This is a genomic window from bacterium (assembly GCA_041649255.1).
In the GTDB taxonomy this organism is placed as follows: domain Bacteria; phylum Hydrothermota; class UBA3073; order JACQXS01; family JAQTXJ01; genus JAQTXJ01.
Map to the genome: position 1 here is coordinate 1 of JBAZNK010000024.1, position 23,012 is coordinate 23,012.

The 23,012-nt window shown below is 37.2% G+C and carries 17 protein-coding genes; 5 read left to right on the top strand and 12 right to left on the bottom strand.

Annotation, left to right across the window (positions count from 1 at the left end; all coding sequences use genetic code 11):
• The 4 genes from WC614_12885 to WC614_12900 all read right to left on the bottom strand — a co-directional run.
• Positions 1-216, bottom strand: a 216-nt coding sequence (locus tag WC614_12885; GenBank protein ID MFA5033895.1) for a hypothetical protein, incomplete at its 3' end; no start/stop codon positions are given.
• A 102-nt stretch (positions 217-318) separates the two neighbouring features.
• Positions 319-1,671: a hypothetical protein gene (locus WC614_12890; GenBank protein MFA5033896.1), complete on the bottom strand. Its 1,353-nt coding sequence runs from the start codon at positions 1,669-1,671 to the stop codon at positions 319-321.
• Between the two features lie 178 nt (positions 1,672-1,849).
• Positions 1,850-3,379 (bottom strand): clostripain-related cysteine peptidase, encoded by a 1,530-nt coding sequence (locus tag WC614_12895; GenBank protein ID MFA5033897.1) that lies wholly within the window; start codon positions 3,377-3,379, stop codon positions 1,850-1,852.
• A gap of 20 nt (positions 3,380-3,399) precedes the next feature.
• The gene (locus tag WC614_12900; GenBank protein MFA5033898.1) at positions 3,400-3,906 is read right to left on the bottom strand and encodes a hypothetical protein; all 507 of its coding nucleotides are present in this window, start codon (positions 3,904-3,906) and stop codon (positions 3,400-3,402) included.
• A 167-nt stretch (positions 3,907-4,073) separates the two neighbouring features.
• On the opposite strand from WC614_12900, the gene WC614_12905 reads away from it, so the two are divergent.
• The 3 genes from WC614_12905 (at position 4,074) to WC614_12915 (ending at position 7,434) form a co-directional block, all read left to right on the top strand.
• The gene (locus WC614_12905; protein ID MFA5033899.1) at positions 4,074-4,622 is read left to right on the top strand and encodes an MBL fold metallo-hydrolase; all 549 of its coding nucleotides are present in this window, start codon (positions 4,074-4,076) and stop codon (positions 4,620-4,622) included.
• A gap of 227 nt (positions 4,623-4,849) precedes the next feature.
• Positions 4,850-5,728, top strand: coding sequence for a DUF58 domain-containing protein (locus WC614_12910; GenBank protein MFA5033900.1), 879 nt, complete (start codon positions 4,850-4,852; stop codon positions 5,726-5,728).
• Positions 5,725-7,434, top strand: coding sequence for a BatA domain-containing protein (locus WC614_12915; protein ID MFA5033901.1), 1,710 nt, complete (start codon positions 5,725-5,727; stop codon positions 7,432-7,434). Before WC614_12910 ends, WC614_12915 begins: the two co-directional genes overlap by 4 nt.
• 308 nt (positions 7,435-7,742) lie before the next feature.
• Here the strand turns inward: WC614_12915 and WC614_12920 are convergent, their stop codons facing one another.
• The 4 genes from WC614_12920 to WC614_12935 all read right to left on the bottom strand — a co-directional run bounded on the left by WC614_12920 (position 7,743) and on the right by WC614_12935 (position 15,204).
• On the bottom strand, positions 7,743-8,903 hold the full coding sequence (locus tag WC614_12920; protein MFA5033902.1) for a phosphopentomutase: 1,161 nt from the start codon (positions 8,901-8,903) through the stop codon (positions 7,743-7,745).
• Positions 8,900-10,816 (bottom strand): transglycosylase SLT domain-containing protein, encoded by a 1,917-nt coding sequence (locus WC614_12925; GenBank protein ID MFA5033903.1) that lies wholly within the window; start codon positions 10,814-10,816, stop codon positions 8,900-8,902. The genes WC614_12920 and WC614_12925 overlap by 4 nt, the downstream gene beginning before the upstream one ends.
• Positions 10,817-10,922: 106 nt before the next feature.
• Positions 10,923-12,170, bottom strand: a complete 1,248-nt coding sequence (locus tag WC614_12930) for a PLP-dependent aminotransferase family protein (protein MFA5033904.1) — start codon at positions 12,168-12,170, stop codon at positions 10,923-10,925.
• A 271-nt stretch (positions 12,171-12,441) separates the two neighbouring features.
• The gene (locus WC614_12935) at positions 12,442-15,204 is read right to left on the bottom strand and encodes a kelch repeat-containing protein (protein MFA5033905.1); all 2,763 of its coding nucleotides are present in this window, start codon (positions 15,202-15,204) and stop codon (positions 12,442-12,444) included.
• A 197-nt stretch (positions 15,205-15,401) separates the two neighbouring features.
• Here WC614_12935 and WC614_12940 point away from each other — a divergent pair, with 197 nt between their 5' ends.
• On the top strand, positions 15,402-16,556 hold the full coding sequence (locus tag WC614_12940; GenBank protein ID MFA5033906.1) for an MFS transporter: 1,155 nt from the start codon (positions 15,402-15,404) through the stop codon (positions 16,554-16,556).
• A gap of 28 nt (positions 16,557-16,584) precedes the next feature.
• On the opposite strand, the gene WC614_12945 is transcribed toward WC614_12940, so the two are convergent.
• Positions 16,585-18,696, bottom strand: coding sequence for a T9SS type A sorting domain-containing protein (locus tag WC614_12945; GenBank protein MFA5033907.1), 2,112 nt, complete (start codon positions 18,694-18,696; stop codon positions 16,585-16,587).
• 550 nt (positions 18,697-19,246) lie between these two features.
• Between WC614_12945 and WC614_12950 the strand changes: the two genes are divergently transcribed.
• Positions 19,247-20,083 carry a TIM barrel protein gene (locus WC614_12950; protein ID MFA5033908.1) on the top strand — a complete coding sequence of 279 codons (837 nt, stop codon included), beginning with the start codon at positions 19,247-19,249 and terminating at the stop codon, positions 20,081-20,083.
• Between the two features lie 10 nt (positions 20,084-20,093).
• On the opposite strand, the gene WC614_12955 is transcribed toward WC614_12950, so the two are convergent.
• The 3 genes from WC614_12955 to WC614_12965 form a co-directional block, all read right to left on the bottom strand.
• Positions 20,094-20,555 (bottom strand): hypothetical protein, encoded by a 462-nt coding sequence (locus WC614_12955; GenBank protein ID MFA5033909.1) that lies wholly within the window; start codon positions 20,553-20,555, stop codon positions 20,094-20,096.
• A 3-nt stretch (positions 20,556-20,558) separates the two neighbouring features.
• The gene (locus tag WC614_12960) at positions 20,559-22,235 is read right to left on the bottom strand and encodes a carbon starvation protein A (protein ID MFA5033910.1); all 1,677 of its coding nucleotides are present in this window, start codon (positions 22,233-22,235) and stop codon (positions 20,559-20,561) included.
• Positions 22,236-22,588: 353 nt separating this feature from the next.
• A complete protein-coding gene (locus WC614_12965) occupies positions 22,589-22,711 on the bottom strand; it encodes a hypothetical protein (GenBank protein MFA5033911.1) in 123 nt (40 codons plus the stop codon).
• Positions 22,712-23,012: the final 301 nt, after the last annotated feature.

Consider the following 23,012-nt stretch of genomic DNA (forward strand, 5'->3'; position numbering starts at 1 on the left):
CATATGTTCGCCAATATAGTTATAAAACCCGGCCTGTTCAATACGATTTAAAGAACCGGACTGCCCGATTACAGGCTGCCCGATTGCATCCTTAAGGACATAACTAGTAGAAGACGAACTATTCCCACCGCCGCACAATACGGACTTCGTCATCACGTATTGAGGAGCGCCAAATACCAAACTCGCAAAAAGGAGTGATGTTAAAATATATTTCATTCTATCCTCCCTTTTATTTATCATTTCTTAAACTATTCATTTTAAAGTTTAATACAGGTTTCCTTATTAGAGTTAGAGTAAAGTCTTTCATAAGTTCCATTGTTATTTATAAGGATCCGGTCCCACTGTATTATTCTGACTTCTTTTGCTTTTAAGTGATTTTGTTATCGTGCCATAAGCCTTAGGATAGTAAGTTGCCGTAAGGTAATATCGTATAATTTCTGCATGCCCGGAAAACGCATCAAATGCTGCGTAATAAGTATGCGGGCCTGCCGTTACTTTTTCTGTAAGCGTTGTTGTATAAGAAAGATAATTATCTGCAGTTTCATTATCAGACGATATAGAGGTAAAAGACATATTATCATAATTTATTAAATGAGTTTTTGATATAGAAGCGCGTACCACATCTTTTGTCCCATTAGTATGATTAAAATTTAACGTCCCGTTTAAAGTTACTACTACAACTCCGGAATCAGGGGCATTAACAACTAATGAATCAACGACAGAATCTGTGCTTGCCAGAGTAATATATCTATTATCATTAACGCTTACCACTCCCGGAAGATTTGCAGCTCTGAAATCGCCTGTTACATTGACATTTCCATCGAAATAACCTGCGTATTCACCGCCACTTTTTGCATATATTCCATAGTCAGTTGCGCTTGAGTCCCCATTAGTTATAAATCTTCCTGCATATCTATTTCCGGATGCCTCTTTATAATTAAGCAGTGATTGAGTGTTTTCATTGTTCCAGTTGGTAATGGCTCGTGTATTAACATCTGCCACATAGCAAAGTCCTATTGTAGAAGTAGAAGTTCCTGTATAAATAGTAAAATCACTTACTTTTTTAGGATAAATATAGTTCCCCGATTCAACCCATATGGTATCGCCCGTAGCAAGAGCAATCCCTGCATAAGCTGCATAATTTGCATTATCCGCATATATTGCGCTGCCTACGGTTACCATTTTCTTTCTCGGGCTAAGTATATCACTTTCTATCTGGGTTTCTAACCATAAAGGGGCTCCCGTAAAAATGTTCAGTGGTAAAGTGGTATCACTTCCTAACAACACATTGAATACACCCCTGATTATTTCTACTCCGGTATAAGTGTCACTCCATAACAAAGTACCGCTTGTGCTCGCATCATATATTCTGAAAGACATTGCAAGCGTGTCCGTAATTCCAACAGTGTCGCTTGTATTTCCAACCCAACCCTGGTAATTTATTTCCCTTAACGTAACCATTTTGCTGTTTTGAACGACAAGATTTTCATTACTTGTTTCTCTTGTTGCAGTTCCGACTTTTGAATCATTGCTAACGTTACTAACTGTGCTTACTGTACTTTTAATGAATGTCTCGCCTTTCACTGCGCTAACATTACTGACATTTGCATCTTTTGCCAACAGATTACCTGCAAGCAAACATACTAAAACTCCGCTTAGAAACTTCTTCATCTTTCCTCCTTACAAATTCTTTTGTTAATAACTATTCTACAACTACTACCAAAGTCTTTTTTACAGTATCACCTCCTATAATAATTTTTCCATACTATTATGTAATCCTATTTTTGTCAACAAAGAATTGGAATCTATAGGGATTGATGCAACTTAAACTAAAGGCAACAATCAATATTCATCTTGTTATAATAAGTTTTTGGGTATAGAAACCAGAATTTGTTTTCAATCTCACGAAATATATTCCGCTCTTTTTTATCTTCGGCGTAAAGACGTAATCTCCTTTGCTTAGAACACCGCTATAAACAATCTCTTTCGTCCTTCCGCAGAGGTCATAGATAGTTATTCGTGTATTCGTATAATAGTTATTTGGAACGGACAAACAAATCTTATTTTTTATTATTTCCAATTTTGATCCGCCTGAGGCGGATTGATATTTGATATTTGATATTTCTTCTATCCCAAGAGTATCACCCTTTATGAAGTTCATCCAGTTAGGCAAATCCTTAGAGAGAGTAAGATTTTTATACGTAGTATCTATGTTAAACCCAACCGGATAATAAATGGCTATCCCGTGAGAACCTTCCAACAAAGCCGGTGGAGTTGAACAATGTCCTTCGTTTATTACAACGGAATCTATTGCCAGCATAACTGAATCCGCCCAACTTTTAATACTGTCGGAAATATTTACGTTTTGTTTAATGTTATAAGCGAAGTCATAAATATCATAAGAGTATACCCAACTGTTATCAAAACATTGGGTTTCAGTATATGCGGTTTCAATGTTCGTATTATTTCTCCCCTTTATCTTAATAAGCTCTACTGCAAAAGCATCAATGCAATGAGACAAATGTAAAAATTCATTATCTAATTTAAGAGCGGACAAGGTTGCATCCTGGGTTCCCTGGGAACCGCCATTGTATGAAATCGTATATTTATCAACTATTGCGTTTGATAATTCTTCGGGAGTTGCATTTTGATTAACATTTAACCAATTCAATATGTCATCATACGGATAGCCGTCGTAAGCGATGCTTAATTCCGAAGAAATAAGACAACTTACATTGTCTTTTACTTCATAAGCCACTTCCTGCATCCCCATTAAACAGGCATCATTTGCAAAAACATCCAATCTTTTTCCAAGCAAAGCGCTTATACTATCTATAGCATAAGCGTATTCACCGTTTGCTACACCCATTTCACGATTGCTTGTTTCATCGTAACTTATACCTTTTAAGGGGAGACGGTTTTGTTTTTTCAACCAACCGTTTCCGTGATCCCAGACAACAAGCATATAATTATCTGCAGGATAATCCTGTATTCCTTTTTTTACAAAATCAATTAACGCATTTGGGTCGCCCATATTGGCCTCGAATCCGGAATCTATAATGGTTGAACGAATAATTTTATCTACGCTTGGGTCAGGAGTTACATAAAAAGTCCTTGTATCCGACCAATTGCCGTTGGAGACATCACCAAACGGCGACCTATCGAATTCAACTATTACATTATATTTAGAGGTGTCAACGGCTCTTTCCATTTCGTTCATATCCCCCATTGCCGCACCTTCCAAGTCGTTATCCCCGTTCAAAAAGACAAGTATAGTCCAGTGTTTATTTGCTTTTTTAGTCGTAGTTTCGGCTTTTATTGTTGCCGTTGATAGAAAACAATATGCCGTTAAAACTGCTGCAAATATAAGTTTATGCATATCACGCTCCTTATGTATAATTATTTTAAGAAAAATTTATTAAATCCTAAGAATGCACCGACCGGGACGGAACAAAAGACAACAATGTCTCCTACTGCCGAGGATTTTATTGCATATTTATTTAAGACGGCTATAGCTGAAGGCAATAAAACACAACCCGCTAATGTATTCCAAAAACTGCCCTTTGAACATTTATTTCCTACCCACCATGTACCTAAAGAAGCACAAAGCCCATAAAAAGCATACCCGGGAATAGCAACGCCATTAGTATCCCATTTTTCGTAACCGATTAAAGCTGCAGTGTAATAACCAAGTGAACCAAAAACGTAAGCAGCTGTAAGTTCCTGCAAGTATTCATATTTAAAAAACGATTTTTTTTTCAGAGAATCTTCAGGGATTAATATGGGATTAATGTTTCCCGAAGTATTCGTACTTAAGGTATTTAGACTCAATATCAATGGAAGATTATTTGCCGCAAATGATATCGGTTGGTTGGATAACACCGTTAATAAAAGTATTATATTCATTCTTAAAGACTAGTTTTATCCTATAACTTCTATAAAACTCTGTCAACCTTTTTTGATTGACAAAAAACAAAGAAAAACTATGTTATTTAGACTTGCGGGTAAAAAAGTATGCGATACGCTGCAAAATAAATTCTGACATTTCAGTAAATTAGTGAGAGAGGTAAAATATGAAAATCGTACAACTGGAAGTTGGAATGTTGCAAACAAACGTATATATAATTAGTATTAACAATTGTAACATAATTATTGATCCGGGCGCTGAACCGGAAAAGATTTTATCCGAGTTGAAAAAAAACAATATTTCTGAAATTAAATATATTTTACTGACTCATAATCACTGGGACCATACCGGCGCCGTTATCCCCTTAAAAAACAAACTAAAAATAAAATGCGGTTCTCATACGCTTGATAAAGCAGAATGCGTTGATTTTTTATTTAATGACGGAGACGTTCTTACCGGGCTCCAAGTTATACATACCCCCGGACATACAACCGGCGGTTGCTGTTTCTTTATCCCTTCTGCTAACCCGCCAATATTAATTGCCGGAGATACTATTTTCCCGGAGGGCGGATACGGAAGAACGGATTTCGGGGGAAACGAAAAAGACATTAAAAAAAGCATAAAAGATAAAATTCTGGTATTGCCTTTAAATACGATTATATACCCGGGACACGGGCAATCTACGACAGTAGAACAGGAAAAAGAATACTGGTAGGATACAATGGAAATTAAAAATCAAAAATTATTAGTTGGACTTTCCCACCTTGGTGGGATTAGACCAAATTATCCAGCTTTGCTGGAAATATCAAAATTAAAAAAGAACAGAAAATAAACCGTCCCGCCAAAGCGGGACCGGGCACAGAGGAGAAAAAATATAGAGAGTATAAAGAGTTTAGGTGGTAACGAAAATTAGTATGATACAAATAAAGTCGATATATATAAATGCATACCTATCTTGATCCTGCAGTTCTTTCGAAACTTAAAACAATGGAACTTCGCGCACGTATTATAGTTGAAGGGGCATTAATCGGTATTCACCGCAGCCCTTATCACGGGTTTTCAACCGAATTCAAAGACCACCGAAACTATCAGGCAGGAGATGAACTAAAACGGATTGACTGGAAAGTGTATGCGCGAAGCAATAAATTCTATACGAAACAATTTGAAGAAGAATCTAATCTCAACGTATATATAGTATTGGATGGCAGCGCTTCTATGAAATATACTTCAACTACTTTATCAAAATTCGAATACGCAAGTTATCTCGCAGCTTCCCTCTCGTGGCTATTTATGAAACAAAAAGACGCCGTAGGACTTGCAATTTTCGACGAGAAACTTTCCGTGTTCCAACCGCCTGCCACAACAAAATCACACCTGGCGCGGTTAATGAAAATATTGGATGAAAGTAAACCTTCCAACAACACTAAAATCGTATCCAACATTGACACCCTGTTAGCACAGATAAAAAAAAGAAGTCTTATAATTATTTTATCGGATTTACTTATTCCCACAGCAGATATTGTTAAAGCAGTAAAAAACATAAGCGCAAGAGGGAACGAAGTAATCATATTTCACATACTTGACGATTCTGAATATAAACTTAAAATCAACGAATCAATAATATTGAAAGACATTGAAACGGAGGCTGAAATTTCCGTTACGCCAACTCTAAAATCCTCATACGAAAAAGAACTTAATAAATGCATAGATTTATATAAAAAAACTTTTCGTTCCCGTAACGTTGATTATTTATTAATTCGAACTTCCGAGCCACTCGAAAATGCTCTTATATATTATCTTGCGAAACATAAACAAAAATGAATTTTCTTACACCTAATTTTCTTTTCTGGTTGTTTACTTTGCCGATCCCTTTTCTCATTCATTTATGGCACAAGAAAACCACCCGCCGCGTATTGTTTTCAAGCACTATGTTTTTCCGGCAATCAGAACAAGGAAAACAATCTTTTAAAAAACCAAAAGACATATTACTGCTAATTTTACGCACGCTAATCCTTTTGTTTATTATTCTTGGCTTTGCAAACCCTACTCTGAATAAAAAACAAAACATAGTCCTGCTTGACGATTCTTATGATATGTTAACAAAAAACGGCAAATCCACGATTTTTGAACTCGGGCTAAAAGAAGCGCATAAAATCAAAGGAGCAAAATTAGTGTTCGCCTCCGGGACTAAATACAACGAATATCCTAAGGCGACTCCTTCCGCTAAGTTCCAAAGATTTGCGTTCCAATCCAAAACGGATACGACTCGAGAATACCCGGATTACATAATCACAAAATTAGGGAAAATATCCAAACTGCCAAACGTTAAACTTATAGAAATTGACGGCAGGGACGATAATTTCTCTATAGATTCTTTACTAATCGAAAATTCAAAATTGTTTGTAAAAATAACAAATCACACTTCCAAATCCGCAGAAAAAATCATTACTTTGTTTACCAAAGAAACGACACTGTCGGCAAAAGTTTCTATCCCTGCAAATTCAAATACAATAACTTTATTCCCTTTATCGGAAAAGGCAAAATATGGCTCCCTGCAAATAGAATCCGATGCTCTGGATATAGATAATATAAAATATTTTGTAGTTCCGTCTATGCCTCCACTTAAAGTCCTTATCACAGGAGATACTTTGAATTCATTTTTCATAGAAAATGCGCTTGCGCCACCGGGAGGAAACTCAAAAATTACTTTAAGCATAAATGTAACTCAAGCTTCCAGCTTGAAAAATATAAGTTCAATTTTATCGAATAACGCCGATGCAAATAACTATGATGTTATTATATTCAATGGAAATTCCATACCCCAGACACCGCATACTATTTTTGCGCCGTCAGATGCGCCTACGGTAAAATCAGGGTTTCTTAGATTAACTAATTTAACAGAAATGCATCCTATATTTGACGATAAAGATATTCTTATTGAACTTAAACAAGCCAGATTTACAAGAGTCGCACAACTGGACAGTAATTTATTACGTAGCTCACAAATACTTGCAAGATTTTCTAATAATTCTCCTGCAATTGTAGAATTAGAAAACCGCAATTTGTGGCTTGCTTTTCCATTAAACCAATTCTCGGATGATTTTATTATTTCCCCTTCTTTTGTCCTGTTTATGCAACGTATAGTATACTGGATAGCAGGCAAACAAATCCAAAAACATAATTTTATAGTAGGGGAGAAAGCGAGCCTTAAAGTAGAAAAATCAGGAACTTATTTATGCAACTGCATCTCAGACGGCCAGAATAAAGATTACAGGCTTAATTCTGTTATAGAATCAGATGGCATATATGTAAGTCTACCGACAGAGGTGCCCGGCATTTATGAACTACAGGGGGTGGGCGTAAAAGATGCAATGTTTTTTGCAGTTAATATAAGCAATGAATTTGCCTCGCCTTCAAGTGCTATAGACTTATCTAAAAATTATGTTTTAATCAGGAATTGGTTTTTCTGGCTTGCATTAATTTTAATGGGACTCGAAATGATAATAAAAACTTTTCCAAGAGTTTGATATCCCTAAAACCAACCACAAAGGAAAAGAAAGGCTTTGGACGCAGATGCCCGCAGGTTATCAGGATAAAAACAGAAAGAAATACTAGGATATAGAGAAACAAATAAACGGATAAAAAAAGATTCTCATGCAGATTACCGCAGATAACAGAAAGATTATTTTTTCCCCTAATAAGAAAAGAAGCGACCTTAAAAGGTCGCGCTACGGCCGAAGACAACAAACAAAATGGTCTTGATAGCGTGTCTAACGGCAGTCAGGAATCAAGTCCCTACACCCAAAAACAAAGGGGCTCAAGCTGGAAGCTTGAGTTACAATACATCTGACAGGAAACTTTTTCCCTGGGGAAGTTTTATTCCAAAATGTTCACCGATTGTGGCGCCGACATCTGCAAAAGTTTGTCTTACCCCTATATATTTCCCTTTAGCAATTTTATCCCCGTAAACTAAAATAGGAATATATTCCCTTGAGTGGTCGGTAGAAGACGTAGTCGGGTCGTTCCCATGGTCTGCAGTTATAAAAAGTATATCGTTTTTATCTAATTTATTTAAGAACCCTTTCAACCATTCGTCAAAATATTCAAGTCCTTTTGCAAAATTTGCTACATCATTTCTATGTCCCCACAACATATCAAAATCTAAAAAATTAGCAAAAATAATCCCATCAGCAGTTTTGCTGGCAAGGGTTTTCATTGTCTTGTCCGCAACATCAAAATTGTCTTTTGTGTTAATGCTTTCCGTTATCCCTCTATCTGTAAATAAATAATTTACTTTACCTATCGTAGTAACTTCAAAATTCTTTTCTTTTAGCAAATCCAATAAAGTTATCCCCGGTGGAGGCAACGAATAGTCTCTTCTTTCCGGCACTCTTTTAAATGCGCCTGATTCACCGATAAAGGGACGGGCAATTATTCTTGCTATATCCGGAAACATTTCTCTTGCAATTTCACAAAGCCTATATAACTCATCGAGAGGAATCACGGATTTATGCGCAGCAATTTGAAATACCGAATCAGCCGAAGTATAGACTATCGGATATCCCGTTTTTATATGTTCATCTCCTAACCGGGCAATGATTTCCGTCCCGGAAGCAGCTTCACCACCAAGCACATTGCCCTGTGGAATGGCAGAACTAAATTTTTTCAACATAGCTTCAGGGAAACCATCAAGAAATACAGGAAACGGTTTTGACGTAACAACTCCCATCAATTCCCAGTGTCCTATCGTGGAATCTTTTCCTGCGGAAAGTTCCATTGCTTTACCGTAAGACGCTAAGGGAGAATCCAACAGAGGAACGCCTTTTATGGATATTATGTTACCGAGTCCGAGTGATTGAAGCACCGGCAAATCTAGTTCGCCTAATTGATTGGCAAGATTGCCAAGCGTATTGGAGTTTTCGTCGCCGTATTTTATCGCATCAGGTAATGCGCCACAACCAACGCCATCTAAAAGTAAAATAACTACTCTTTTCATTCACCGTATATTTGTTCGTAAGCACAATAATTACCAATAACTCTTTTTACGTATCTTCTCGTCTGGTCAAAGGGAATCTGTTCAACCCAGCAATCTATTTTTGACGTATCCGTAGAAGTTATCCAGTCTCTAACATTATCCGGCCCTCCGTTATATGCTGCTAGGGCGAACTCTTCTTTGTTATGTAAAAGTTCTTTCATTTTATTTATATAATGAGCGCCAAACCTTATACTTGTAGGTGGGTCAAACATATTGTAATGGCTGACTCCCAATTCTCGCGCAATATGTTTTGCCGTTTTGGGAATAACCTGTGTCAACCCCATAGCATTCGAGCAGGATAATGCAGCCGGGTTAAACTGACTTTCTTCCCTCATAATAGCAAGAAGCAGAAATTCATCCAGTTCATGGGGCAACTCATCAATAGTAGGCAAAAAGCATACAGGGTAAAGGACTTCTGCAAATTTCCTTGGTATCGCACCCGGGAAATTAATTTTCTTGGCATACACTATTGCAAGGTCGTTTATTCCATAATGATAAAACAATTTTGCTATTTTCCAATAGAAAAGAGGATGCTCATTATTAATAGCCCTTACCTCATCTATTCCTTCTTTAGTAATCCCTAATTTCAATAAAAGTTCTCCCCTTCTGAAACTAACCTGTTCGTTCCCTTTAACAGTATAAGGAGTTTTTGCCCATTGATTAATCCACTGCAACGGTTCGCATTCCAATAAACTTACGGATGTTTTTTCCCGGAAAGGAGATAAATTGCGTTCATTTAGAAGCCATGCATAATAAGAAAAAGGATATTCTTTAATTACTTTCGTTAAATAGATTTTTGCCGAATCTTTTTTCCCTTGCAACTCATACAACTTATAAGTCCAGTAATATGACGTCGGCGCAGATATGTTTTTACAGGCCTCAAAGCCAACATCAAAACGTTTAAGTTCCGTAGCAAGCACAATTGCTCTGAGGTCAGCAACTTCCGAATTATCGCTCCATTGTGGAACGTCTTTATACTTAAGCATCGCTTCTTCTTTTCTCCCAAGTTGATGCAAGCAATAAGCATTCCAGAATATAGCTTCCGAATCCGAGGATTGCTGGTAATATCTTAATGCAAGTTCCAGGTTGCCCAATTTTCTTTCGCAGTCACCCGCTATCTTCCATAAACCCTTATCTCTGGCAAGAATTTCTGCCCTATCGTAAAGTTTTTTATTGAATAAACTATGGGCTACGAATTCTTCTTCCCCTTTTATATCTCCAAGACAGGAAATTGCCTTTTCGTAATCTTTGGCAAAATAATTTATCCGGCCTTTTAATCTTAAGCTGTCATCGGGTATTCTATCAAGACAATACTTTGCATATTCTGATTGAGGATAATCAGTTGCCAGTCTTAACCATAGGTCTTTAGCGCTTTGTTTTGAACGTTCTTTAAGAACTGCAACATAATACCAGGAAAGTGGGGGAACGAATCCTTTTTCTATAACGGATATTGCGGTCGCATAATTCCCGAGCGCCGAATAACAATCAGAAAGCCCTTTGTATGCGGTTCTGATATATACAAAATCGGGATAATCCGTTACTATCTTATTCAAATAACTTAACGCATCGCTATATCTTTTCATCTCTAAAAGACAATAGGCAATCTTGAAAAGAGAATGAGGCATCAAAAGAGAATCAGCTTTTTTATAATATTTAATAGCTGAATCTAATTCTCCCTTGCGTTCATAGATATAAGCAATTTGAAATGGTTCTTTAACTAACGGCAACGCTTTTGCATAATTATGCATTCTAAGATATAAAGCCCCGAGTTTTTGCGAATCAGTGATCATAGGGATAGCACGGTTAAATTCGTGAAGTTCAATATATCTCTGCGGCGTGCTGTTTAATAAAATTATAAAAATTAAATTAATCATTTGTTTGTTTTTCTGTGTTTTCGGAAAATCTCTTTTAACATTTTTAATAATTAAATCATTATATATTTTTCACCTGACATGAAAAACTTTGTTCTAATTTTTAAAATTATTTCGCTAAATTTTCAAATCGTCGCTTTTCCGATTTTATAACTTCAGCAAGTCTTTTTATGCCCATATCTATTTGCTCAATAGTGGACGATGAAAAATTTAATCTCATACGGTTTTTGAGTGAGCCATCATGATAAAAATCTGTTCCCGGCACATAGGCTACTTTTTTTTCTATTGCTTTTATTATCATTTTTTCAGTATCTATGTATTTTGGCAATGTTACCCATAAGAACAATCCACCTTCTACCTTTGTCCATTCTATAGTTGATATTTTCAAAGGTAATATATACCTGTTTAAACTATTAAGCATAGCTTTTTGTTTTTTATCGTAGGCACTAATCAGACCTTGTATATGTTTGTCCAATTCGTTGTCTTTAAGTATCTTCGCAAGTATTGCCTGGATAAATGGTGGCGTGCAAAGGTCTGTGCTTTGTTTCCCTGTTGCAAGCTGAAAAATAATATCTTTACTTGAAAAAGCATAACCAAGTCTAAAACCCGGGCATAATAGTTTGCTGAAGGTACAAAGTGTAATAACTCTACCTCGTGGAGCAAGCAAAAATAAAGAAGGAATATTTTTACCTGAGTACCTTAATTCTTTGTAAGGAGTATCTTCAACTATCAAGAAGTCGTATTTTTCTGCAAGTTCAATTAATTTTTTTCGTCTTTCAAGAGTTAACGTTGTTCCGCCCGGATTTTGAAAGTCGGGAACGACATAAACGAATTTTATTTTATTAATTTCGTGTTTAGCTAAATTTTTTAATTTGTCATTTATTATTTCTACCTGCATTCCATTCTCATCACAGGGGATACCAATAAATCTTGCTCCGTAAGACCTAAATGCCATCAATCCACCAAGGTAGGAAGGCTCTTCAACTATCACAACATCCTCACAATTTAAAAATACTTTTGCTACAATATCCAGCCCTTGTTGCGAACCCGTTGTTATGATAAGTTCCTCTGCCGTAAGTTTTATTTTTTCTTTTTGAATTAATCTTTTAATAAGTTCTTGTTTTAACGGCATATAGCCTTCGGAAGCACCATATTGGAGTATGCGTTTGCTATCCGTTGAGAGAACAGAAATAGTAGCTTTTTCTATTATTTTTGTAGGGAACAAGGCAGAATCAGGCAAACCTCCCCCAAATGATATAATGTCTAAGTTCTCAGTTAATCTAAGTGCTTCTCTTATTGAAGAACGTTTTGTTGATTTAATTCTTCTAGAAAGCCTCTTTTTCAAAAGTTTAGACATATTTCTCTCCTTAAAATTAAATTTTACCTATTATTCTATATTAATGAAAGTTTTGTTTTTCTACAATTATCAGTGATGGTACTAAGATGAAGAACCTCAATTCTTTAGCTTATCTTCTTTGTATTTATCTACAACACATCCCACAATTGCCATATTACAATTTTACTAGAAAGCAGAGCATAAACATCCATATTCAATGCTCTTATTAAACTACAACAATCTGCTTCCCAGTTATAGTTATAAACTCTTCTTATCTACTATTTTAAATATATTATTTTACTATTATGAATTTCCCTTTGTGTGCAAACCCCTCTCCATTTACAGAATAGAAATAGATACCTGTCTGCACTTTTTTCCCATCATTATTTCTTCCGTTCCAGCAAATCGTATTAACTGTACCGGGAGTGGCAAATAAAATACTCTTAACAAGACTGCCACTAAGGTCATAAATGTATAGATTAACGGGATTAAGCGTTTTTTTGGTTAACTGGAAGTTGATTCCTGAAGTGGTTGCCGGAATCGGGAATACTTTAATATCCGTATCTTCATTGAGAGTTTTATCCGTATTTTCTTCCACTCCTGCACATTCTGCCCACCATTTGCAAGGGATACCGTTTACTATTGACCACAGTCTATAATACCCTGCAAAATCTGACACTTTCGGGTGCACAGTTGTATTAGCGGTATCCCAGTAAGAACTTAAAGGCATAGTAATAATATCTCCGCCTCCGTTACTCTGGAAGTTACCACCTCCAATACGAACGAGTGATATGATTGGGTGGTCTGTACTTGCTGTATGACAATGATTTCCACCATCTGCCTCTGTTATGTCCCTGAAAAGTGACCCTTTAATATTCATAGTAGAAGATATAGGTATTATCGAGTAATGACTGTTTATAGTTGATTGCCAGTTGGATTCGTATCCAAGTCCAAAATCAAATCTGTCTATGGAACTGAGGGCAGTGCTGCCGCTGGTTCCCCCGATTGCATACACAAAAGGTTTAGTATATGGAACAAGAACCGTTGAATGACAACTTCTCCCCGGGCCAAAAGTTCCGGTGTTTGACCATGCGTTTGTAGCCGGGTCGTACAATTCACAAGATGCTAAGTCTCCATTTCCTCCGGATACTATTACGAGACCTGCATAAGTCATCGCAGCGCTATGTAAATAACGCGCAGTATTTAATGTGCCTCCTGTACTCCATGTAGCTAAAGTAGGATCGTAAATTTCACAACTTGACAATGCCGTTCCACTCGCATTTTTCCCACCTATTACAAGAACTTTACCGCTCTGCAATAAAACAGCACTATGCCACGAACGGGCTGTAACTGCACTACCTGCAGAAGTCCAAACTCCTGTACTCGGGTCATAAATTTCACAAGCATTGGTTGGGTTTCCTGCCGATGTTTCTCCGCCAATTACCATTACTCTGCCATCAAGTAACAATACTGCGGTATGTCTTGCTCTTGCTGTTGCCATTGTTCCTGTAGTAGCTGTCCAAGCAGTCCCGTTAAATATTTCACAAGTATTTGTATAAGCAGTATTTTCTCCACCGGTTACAAGTATGGTTCCATCTTTTAGCAAAGTGGATGTATGGTCAAATCTTGGAGTCCCCATACTTGCCGTAGGTGCCCAAGTTCCACCAGACAAGCTATACATTTCGCAAGAACTAAGAGCCGTTGCTCCATTCTTCCCCCCGGTGACAAAAACTTTGCCATCCGGGTCAGGTGTCAAATTTGCCGTATGATGTGTTCTTGGCGTTCCCAATGTCCCCGTAAGAGCCGTTGTATTGTCTTTATAATTAAATAATTCGCAGGAAGCTAATGCGGTCCCGCCACTATTTTCTCCGCCTACGATAAGAATATTTGTAGAGCAATTAGCAGTATGTTTTATTGGCAATAATGTTGTGGTAGCTGCGCTACGAGCAACATTCAATGCCATTTGAGTTGTCCAGCCTGCATTTTCTGCAGGGTCATAAATTTCGGTTCTCACGTCACCACCCGTATTATATTCTCCGTGAGCAAGAACTTTACCGGTAGGCAAAATTGTAGTTACAAAATGCCATCTTTCTATTGTCATGGGATCTGCATTTGTCCATTGGTCAGTTAAGGGGTTATAAAGTTCACAACTATTCAAACCACTTCCTCCCATTAACAAAGCTTTTCCATTCGGAAGCAGCGTCAAGTCCGCTATTACTCTCGGAGAAACATTTTGCGTTGCCCCTGAATATGACCATGTTTGAGTTGCTACATCAAAGATCTGTGATGTTGTCGTGTTGCCCCCTGCAGTTAATACTTTTTGAGGGGTTGTTCTTAACAAAACAGCTACATGCTTAACCAATCCGGTCAACAGAGAACCTGTATAACTAAATGTTTCCGAAATCGGGTCAAAAACTTCACAAGAGCTATATACTTGCTGGTCAAGCCTCCAACCACCAACCATCATTACCTTTCCATCCGGCAATCTTACTTCTGCCGAATAAAAACGGTCATATAAACCACTTGAGCCATCAATATTATTGGCAATCCTTCGTAAAGTATCTACATTCCATTCATAAATATAACAGGGTGGTCCACCCGGATGGTCAACAAAAAGCACTCTTCCGTCATACATTAAATTCCAACATTCCTGCAATGACCCTGCAAAAGATGTTTGCCAATGTTGCCATGTGTTTTCCCATGTTTTTGTATCTGGTTTATAAAGCCATAGATATCCCTTATTGCTTTCAACTAAAACATCTCCGCTTGGCAATAACATTGCGTTGGTATGGTCAATTCCTCCCATAGTACTATCGGCAACAGGGAGTGCCGCTGCTTGCCATCTTCCCGTAGACGGGTCAAAGACTTCGTAACTTATCTTGGCATTACTTGACATACCGCCAAATGTCATAACTCTTCCATCTGAAAGCGATGAACTTGTAGCTCCGGATCTTGCTACGTTAAGATTTCCTGCGGTTAATGTCCATCTTCCTGCTCCATATACTACACTTCCACAAAGCAGAAGCGCAAAAACAAACTTCATATATTTACGCATACTCCCCCCTTTTTCATTTCAATTGACATATACTTTTATACTTTAATGCCAAAAATTGATAAACAACATTATATATAGTGCTTTGAATTCTATTTTTTGTCAATCACTTTTTTTGAAAAAAATGGAATGGGGTATTATACACAAAAACTTATGAAAAAATATTGACTTTTTTGAAAAAGAATTTCTACTGATGCATTATGGAAAAAAAGAATACTCCTCGAACTATTAAAATATTTTCTATAGTTTCTTTTTTGAATGATTTTGGTTCGGATATAATTTATCCAATCTGGCCACTATTTGTAAGAAATGTTTTAGGCGCAAATATGGCAGTTCTCGGACTTATAGACGGTCTGGGAGATGCCATCGTTTCAATATCTCAGGCAGTGTCGGGTTATATTTCCGACAGGATACGAAAAAGAAAAATATTTATCTGGTTAGGGTATCTTTGTGGTTCGTTATCACGAATCGGTTATGCATTAACGACCACATGGCATTGGTTAATTCCATTCAGGATTTTAGACAGGGCGGGCAAAATAAGAGCCGCTCCAAGAGATGCAATAATTGCAGACATATCCATAAGAGAAAACAGAGGGAGAAATTTCGGTTTACTAAGGACAATGGATAACCTTGGCGCCGTATGCGGAACGATATTTTGTATTTTACTATTTAAGTTCTTAGGATACAAAAACTTGTTTTTGTTTGCAGCAATACCTTCGATTATAGGCGTGCTATTGGTATTGTTTTTTATAAAAGACGCAAAAACGGAAAACATCAAAATATATAAAGGTCTGAATTTTAGGGATTTAGACAAAAATTTCAAATTATTTCTTTTTCTAAGTTCTCTTTTTGCGCTTGGAAGTTTTAGTTATTCTTTTTTACTGATATACGCGGAAGAATGTGGATGCAAGACAGCGTTTGTGCCCGTATTGTATCTTGTGTTTTCCGGGATTGCCGCTATTTTCTCGTTGTTTTTCGGGAAACTTTCGGACAAAATCGGTAGGAAATCCGTATTGATAATGGCATTTATATTATGGGGACTCGTTTGTCTGAATTTTATATTCTTCGATAGTCGTATTGCAATTATTTTGACATTTGTTTTATACGGTTTGCACAAAGCTGCTTTAGATACGGTGCAAAAAACTTTCGTGTCGGAGCTTGCTCCCGTGGAATACAGAGCCAGCACTTTAGGGGGATTCCAGATGGTTATAGGGTTATGCGCACTTCCGGCTTCGCTTGCGGCAGGAATGATGTGGGATAAAATTAATATCCATACGCCTTTTTATTGTTCGTTGGGGTTGACAGTTGTGGCAGTTATAATGATGTTGTTCGTAAAAGAAAAGGGACAGGAATAACTCCTGCCCCTTTTTCTCCATTAATTTTTTATTTTATCAGAATTAATTTCTTTATTGCTTTTGTATTTCCCGCAGAAAACTTACAGAAGTAAATTCCGTTTGCAAGAGATTTATTGGAGTTGTCCTGTCCGTTCCAATGTGCTACATAAGAACCTGATTTGTGGTTTTCATTTGTAAGATTTTTTACGAGTCTACCGGTTAAATCATAAATGGCAATCGAGACTTTTGAGGGCGATGCGCAAGAATATTTGAATGCGATTTTCCCGTTAAATGGGTTCGGAGAGATGGAATTAAGCGCTGTAAGCAATGGCATTGTTTTTTCTTCTACTCCAAGCAAGTAAATGAAATTTAATGTCTTAGCGCTATCCAAATCCGTTATTGTAATCGTAGTATCGTTCGGATGGTAGTAAAGACTATCCCATTCCATTACCCATGGGGCTGATATTTGCCATACGCCTTCGCATAGATAAATTGAATAAGTGCTGTCTATAACGTTATTCATCGTGTTATAACCGCTATCTTCGCTTGCATTGACGTAAAAATTATTTTGTGGAACAGAAACCAGTCCGTGGAGATTCCCTGAAACTATGCAGTGCGCGTAATTTAAGAAAAAGTTATTACCGGGAACATTAACCGTATCTATCGTGACTCGTTGCATAGATGGTTTTATAAGCCATCTATTCGAAGGACTATAAACCTGTAAATTCCATACCCCTTGAGGGCCATAAATCTTAAACGTTCCATTAGAATCTACTGTGGTTTGTCCTTTTGTTTCCCAAGAAGAGGTATCTCTTAATTCTGCAGTGAATTCCCAAAAATCGGGAACCGGGTCGCCATTGTCTACTGTAAGAGTTCCGGACGCAGAACCTTTGTAGCTTACCAATCTTACTTTTACCGTGTCGCCGGGATTAGCATTCCAATTATTTTGAGTTTCAAAACCAAAGCCGTCCGGCAATGGAGTTTCGTAAGTATTCATACTTATATTATAAGAGAGATACTTACTGCTTACAGGCAATTCAAACAACCCTGAAAAATTGCTAGAATTGCTTATACTCCACTCCATTCCTGAACTATCTCTGGATGCTCGCATATCATAAACTCGTGACGGAGTGCCTCCATTTTCAGTAATTATACCAAATATTACCGTATCCGTTTTAATAAGAACAATATCCTTTTTAATACTATCTCCTGTTGTAAGCGAAAAAGATTGGTTGTTAGGCCTAAGATAATCCGGAAATATTTCTTCGTCGCTAATTTCAATCTTATAACCACTTCCTACGGGTGCGCCAAGAATAAAATGCCCGTTATTAGTAGCTATCTCGCTTACGGAACTGCTATCCGTTCTTAAGTATATGTGGAAACTTTTCAAAACCAGCGAATCTCTTTCGTCTTTTATATCGCCATATACGAAAGCTTCCGGCTGTTTGTATTCAAAATCAATTCCCGCAGTATTCCCTGTCAGGTGAACTAACGCTTGATTGGGCTTCGTATAGGGACTAATATTATCTATAGGGTTTATATGCCATATTCCCGTATCGGGCATATTTAGCGTATAATGTCCCGTAGAATCCGTCAACGTTGCCCACCATGCCGGGTCGTGATCCATATTCGTACATACCCATATTGCCTTTAACAAAGAATTGGGTGCGGCAACGCCTTCTATGCTTACAGTGCCGGATATCGTAAATGCCGGCGATGGGGTCGAATTTACTTTAAGCCAGTCTTGAGCAGTACTTGCATCTTTCGGATTGGTTATTCTCATTATGTAAGTAGTAGGGGCAAGCGAAAAATCCGGAGGCAGAGCACAATAGAATATTCCATCTAATACCGCACTTGAATCGCCAGGTCCGTGACTCCAACTTACGTCTCCATCTATAACATATAACTGCCCCATAGGCCATAATTTATCTCCTGCATCTATCGAATGATTTCCGTTCAAATCAAGATATAGTTCTGCAAATAAAGTATCTCCTAACCCGCAATCGCACGTCCAAGCCATAGTTCCTACGCCTTGTGTCATTTGAGTCGCGGTATCGCTTCCGTTCACGATAAACTTGAAATAATTTGTTCTTGCGGCATTAAGCGGAAAGCTAAAAACTATTGCCATTAAACCTAATATTCCTACCATTTTTTTCCCCATACTTCCTCCCTTTTGTCTTGATTATTTTTAATAATCTAATAAAATTTATGTTAATATTTTGTTACCCTCACCTCCTTTAATAAAATCCAACCACCCCGCAGAGTACATATGCGGGGTAAACTCCGAACACAGAGTTTTTCATTAATCTTTTCTCTGTGTTTTTAATCGTCCTGCATTTTAACCTGAAGATCATTAATCTCTGGCTGAAAAGTTTATCAATACTTTTTTGTCTTTCCAAATTATATGCCAATGTTTCTTCGTAACCTCTCTCTGCCAAAGTCTTATCATAGAAAGGTAGTTATATTAATGACATGTGCAATTATTTTTCCTGTTATCTTGGAGAACACCCCGCCTTCTTCGGGGTAAACTCCGAGCTAATTTTTTCTCTGCGAACTCTGTGGTTTCTTTCGTTTTCTTTCATAACTTTGTCAAATTCTATAGCTTTTATAAGGAGGTTACGCTTACTTTATCATAGTGTCAAGAAAATCTTATCCTTATATAACATTTTAATTGACAGGTTTGAATTTTTGAATATATGTCTAAGTAAATTATGAGTTTGCTATTATTTGGAACTGCAGGTGTTCCCTTATCCGCTTCGGATAGGACAACAGAAAGCGGCATACGTAGAGTCAAAGAACTCGGTCTGGGGTGTATGGAGATTGAGTTTGTAAGAGGTGTAAACATAGAGTCTGACAGAGCTTCTAAAATAAAAGAATTATCTGAGAAAGAAGGTGTTGTGCTTACGGTTCATGCTCCATATTTTATAAATTTAGCTTCTGTTGAGCCACAAAAGGTATTTGCTTCCAAGCAAAGAATCATAGAATCTGCCCGTATAGGAAATATTATGGGGGCAAAATCCCTTACGTTCCACCCTGCTTTTTATATCGGAAAAACACAAACAGAAACTTATGATGTAGTAAAAAAATGGCTCACGGAAATCATTGCGGACATTGGGAAAGAAAAATTAGAAATAAAAATAAGCCCGGAAACAACAGGTAAACCCTCACAATTTGGAAATCTGGAAGAAACTTTGAAGCTAGTGCAGGAAGTTTCGAAATTAAGACTTTGTGTTGATTTTGCACATCTGTGCGCAAGAAATAACGGAGAATTAAATTCTTACGAAAAATTTGACAACGTTTTAAAGACCATAAAATCCCAGCTCCCGGGGGAAGCATTAAACGAATTGCACATCCACGTTTCAGGGATACATTATGGGACTAAAGGGGAAATAAAACATCTTACTCTTGAAGACAAAGACTCAAAGTTTAAGTATAAAGAACTTTTACAAGCATTAAAAGAAAATAAAGTCGGCGGGTATCTCATATGCGAATCTCCCGCCCTTGAAGAAGATGCACTATTGTTAAAATCGGTTTACGAAAAAATATAAAGAGAAATTTTTACTTTAGCGGTATCTTCAATAATTCAATATCTTTAATCCAAACGCTACCGCTTCCCTCAAAAGCAACGTTCAACTTTATCAAGTCAGGGAGTTCTCCCTTTTTCAGGTAAAAAGTAACTTCGAATGTTGCCCAATTGGTTGTTCCCTTTAACGGTTGACGCAATCCTTTAGAAAAAAATTCACCCCGTCCCGGGAGTCTGCACCACATTTCAAGATATGCTTTGCCTTTTACGTTATCGGATTTCATCTGTGCACGATAAGTTAGAATACATTGCTCTATCTGAGAAACAGAAACCTCAAAAAGTCGTACTGATTGTTTTTCCTGTGAATCAATTCGCCAGCCTCCCTGTTCGCCATTTATTCCATTTTGTGTTATCAATTTATCGGAAGCATTGAAAGTTTTTATTTTTTGGGCAGGACCTGCAGGTTCCGGCATTTTGGGCTTTAACCAGTTAAACATATTTTACCTCGCTTTTTTCAATACTAAAACATTTATAGCTTCAAAAAGAAGCCAGACACTTAATACAAACAGAACTATACTTGATATTCCCGAAACTATAACTTCCGGTTTTACGACTTGCCCCATAATCCGGAGAGGCAACGCCGACGCAAACAATGAAATTTTCAATATTAATGACCAAAATGTCATTATCATCATAAATACCATCGGAATTATTGTAAATATTGCATTCTTACCTTTCTTGACTAGCCATACCGATATTGTCATAAGTATGAGGCTTGCCAACAATTGATTACTCGTTCCGAAAATAGGCCAGGCAACAAGATAACCTTTTTCCTGTGTCGTCATCAAGAAAACAAGCGGTACGCTTAACGTAACCAGTGTCGCTATAATTCCGCCAATTCTTGAACTTACGCCGAAAATCTCCTGAAATATATATCTTGCCAACCTCGTACACACATCAAGCGTATCATATACAAACGTAGAAAACGCAAGAAGCGCGAAAGGAAATGCTATCGTAAAACCAACTCCGATAAGTCCGAGATAACCTGCAATTCCTCTTGCATATATTAAATTAGGGTCACTTTTTAGCACCTCATTACCTTTGGGGAGCATCATTAGAGTAGCAAGCGCGAGAACCGCAACAAGTCCTTCAAGAAGCATAGCTCCGTAACCGACAATTTTTGCATCCGATTCTTTTGCAATTTGCTTTGATGTCGTGCCTGAACTTACAATGCCGTGAAATCCTGAACACGCGCCGCAGGCAATCGTAATAAACAATATGGGAAAGAGCGGGGTGCCATTAACTATGCTTTTTAAGCCCTCTACATTAAACGCAGGATATTGAATTCTGAATCCCCCAAACAACGCGCCAATTAAACATACTGCTATGGTGAGATAAAGCAGCCATCCGCCAAGATAACCGCGGGGCTGGAGTAATATCCACATTGGAACTATAGAAGCAACGAAACAATATATTAATAAAAATACATCCCATTGTTTAGTCGTTACGTTTCCCAGGGAACCAAGAATGCTTTGAGGCAAATGCGGTCCAAGCCAAATTATAAATAATACTACGGGAAGAAATATTGCAGTGGTAATTCCTAAATTGGATTTAAACTTGTATAATAGTATACCCATTATTATAGCCACAATAATATAAAGTATAGAAGACGCTGCCACGCCCGGTCCAAAAGCAACATCGTTTGCAACCGTTTTAAAAGTCTGGGCGGTAATATCGGTAAACGCCACAATTACATAGACAAGAGAAAACCATACAAATATTAAAAATAAAATATGTGCTTTCCGGGACATATGTTCCTTGACGATTTCGCCTATTGATGAAGCCTTATGCTTGATTGAAGCGACAAGACTTGAAAAATCATGGACACCGCCGATAAATATTGAACCTATCAGTATCCATAACAAAGCAGGCAACCAACCAAAAAGCAGCCCTGCAAGTATGGGACCTACGATAGGACCTGCTGCCGCAATTGCAGAAAAATGTTGACCTAAAAGTAGTTGCGGTTTCGCAGGAACATAATCTATGCCGTCATTTATCTGACATGCAGGAGTAACGTTGGAATTATTTATATCAAACTTGTTCGCTAGAAACTTCCCGTAGAAAATATAGCCAAGCCCAAGGACTACAATTGAGACAAGAACAACAGAAACAACCATTTGCGTATTTATATTTAAAAATTAAACCCTGTCAAGAAATATTCTCCGTTCCTAATTTAGTTACAAATAAATTAGAATAATTTTGGGCATAGTGTCGATTAAGATTTCCTTTGCCTCTCCCATACAACATAATTTTTTTGAAAACATCCTTCCAAATATATATTACAGAATAAACTCAGTCAAGTTCCGGTGGTTGAGGCATCTCTTTGCTTTTGTATATCATATCCTGATTTTTGATATAAAAAACTTGACATTTTCCTGAAAATTGACATTATTTCAACTTAATTTTAAGAGAGAACAGATAGTTTGCAAATCTTGACGGGCCTGTAGCTCAGTTGGTTAGAGCAATTGACTCATAATCCGTTCAGGGCATTTTCCACAAATCCAAACAACACAAGCAATTCGGCGTAATCGCCACTCGCTTTTATCTTCCCGGCATTTTTATCCGTTATGTCTGTTCTACCTGTTTTTCTCATTTTTGATGTCAAGTTGGCACCATTTGGCACAGGAAAATTTTGATTAAGTTTTGAAAATCTAAATATTTTATAATAAATATCAAGGTTTTATAAGGAATTTTTCTTGCATCGCAAAATATCCCCTGTAAAATAACTAATTTAAGAAAAGTGTCCATAAATGTCCACAAATATAGATTTTTGGCTATCTTTTTCTCTTGACAAGGATTGAAACAAGGAATGCAATATATCATTTAATTTATTTCTTGACTTAATAAAATTATGCAGATATGTAGGAATAGGTTTATGTAGAAATCAGAAAATT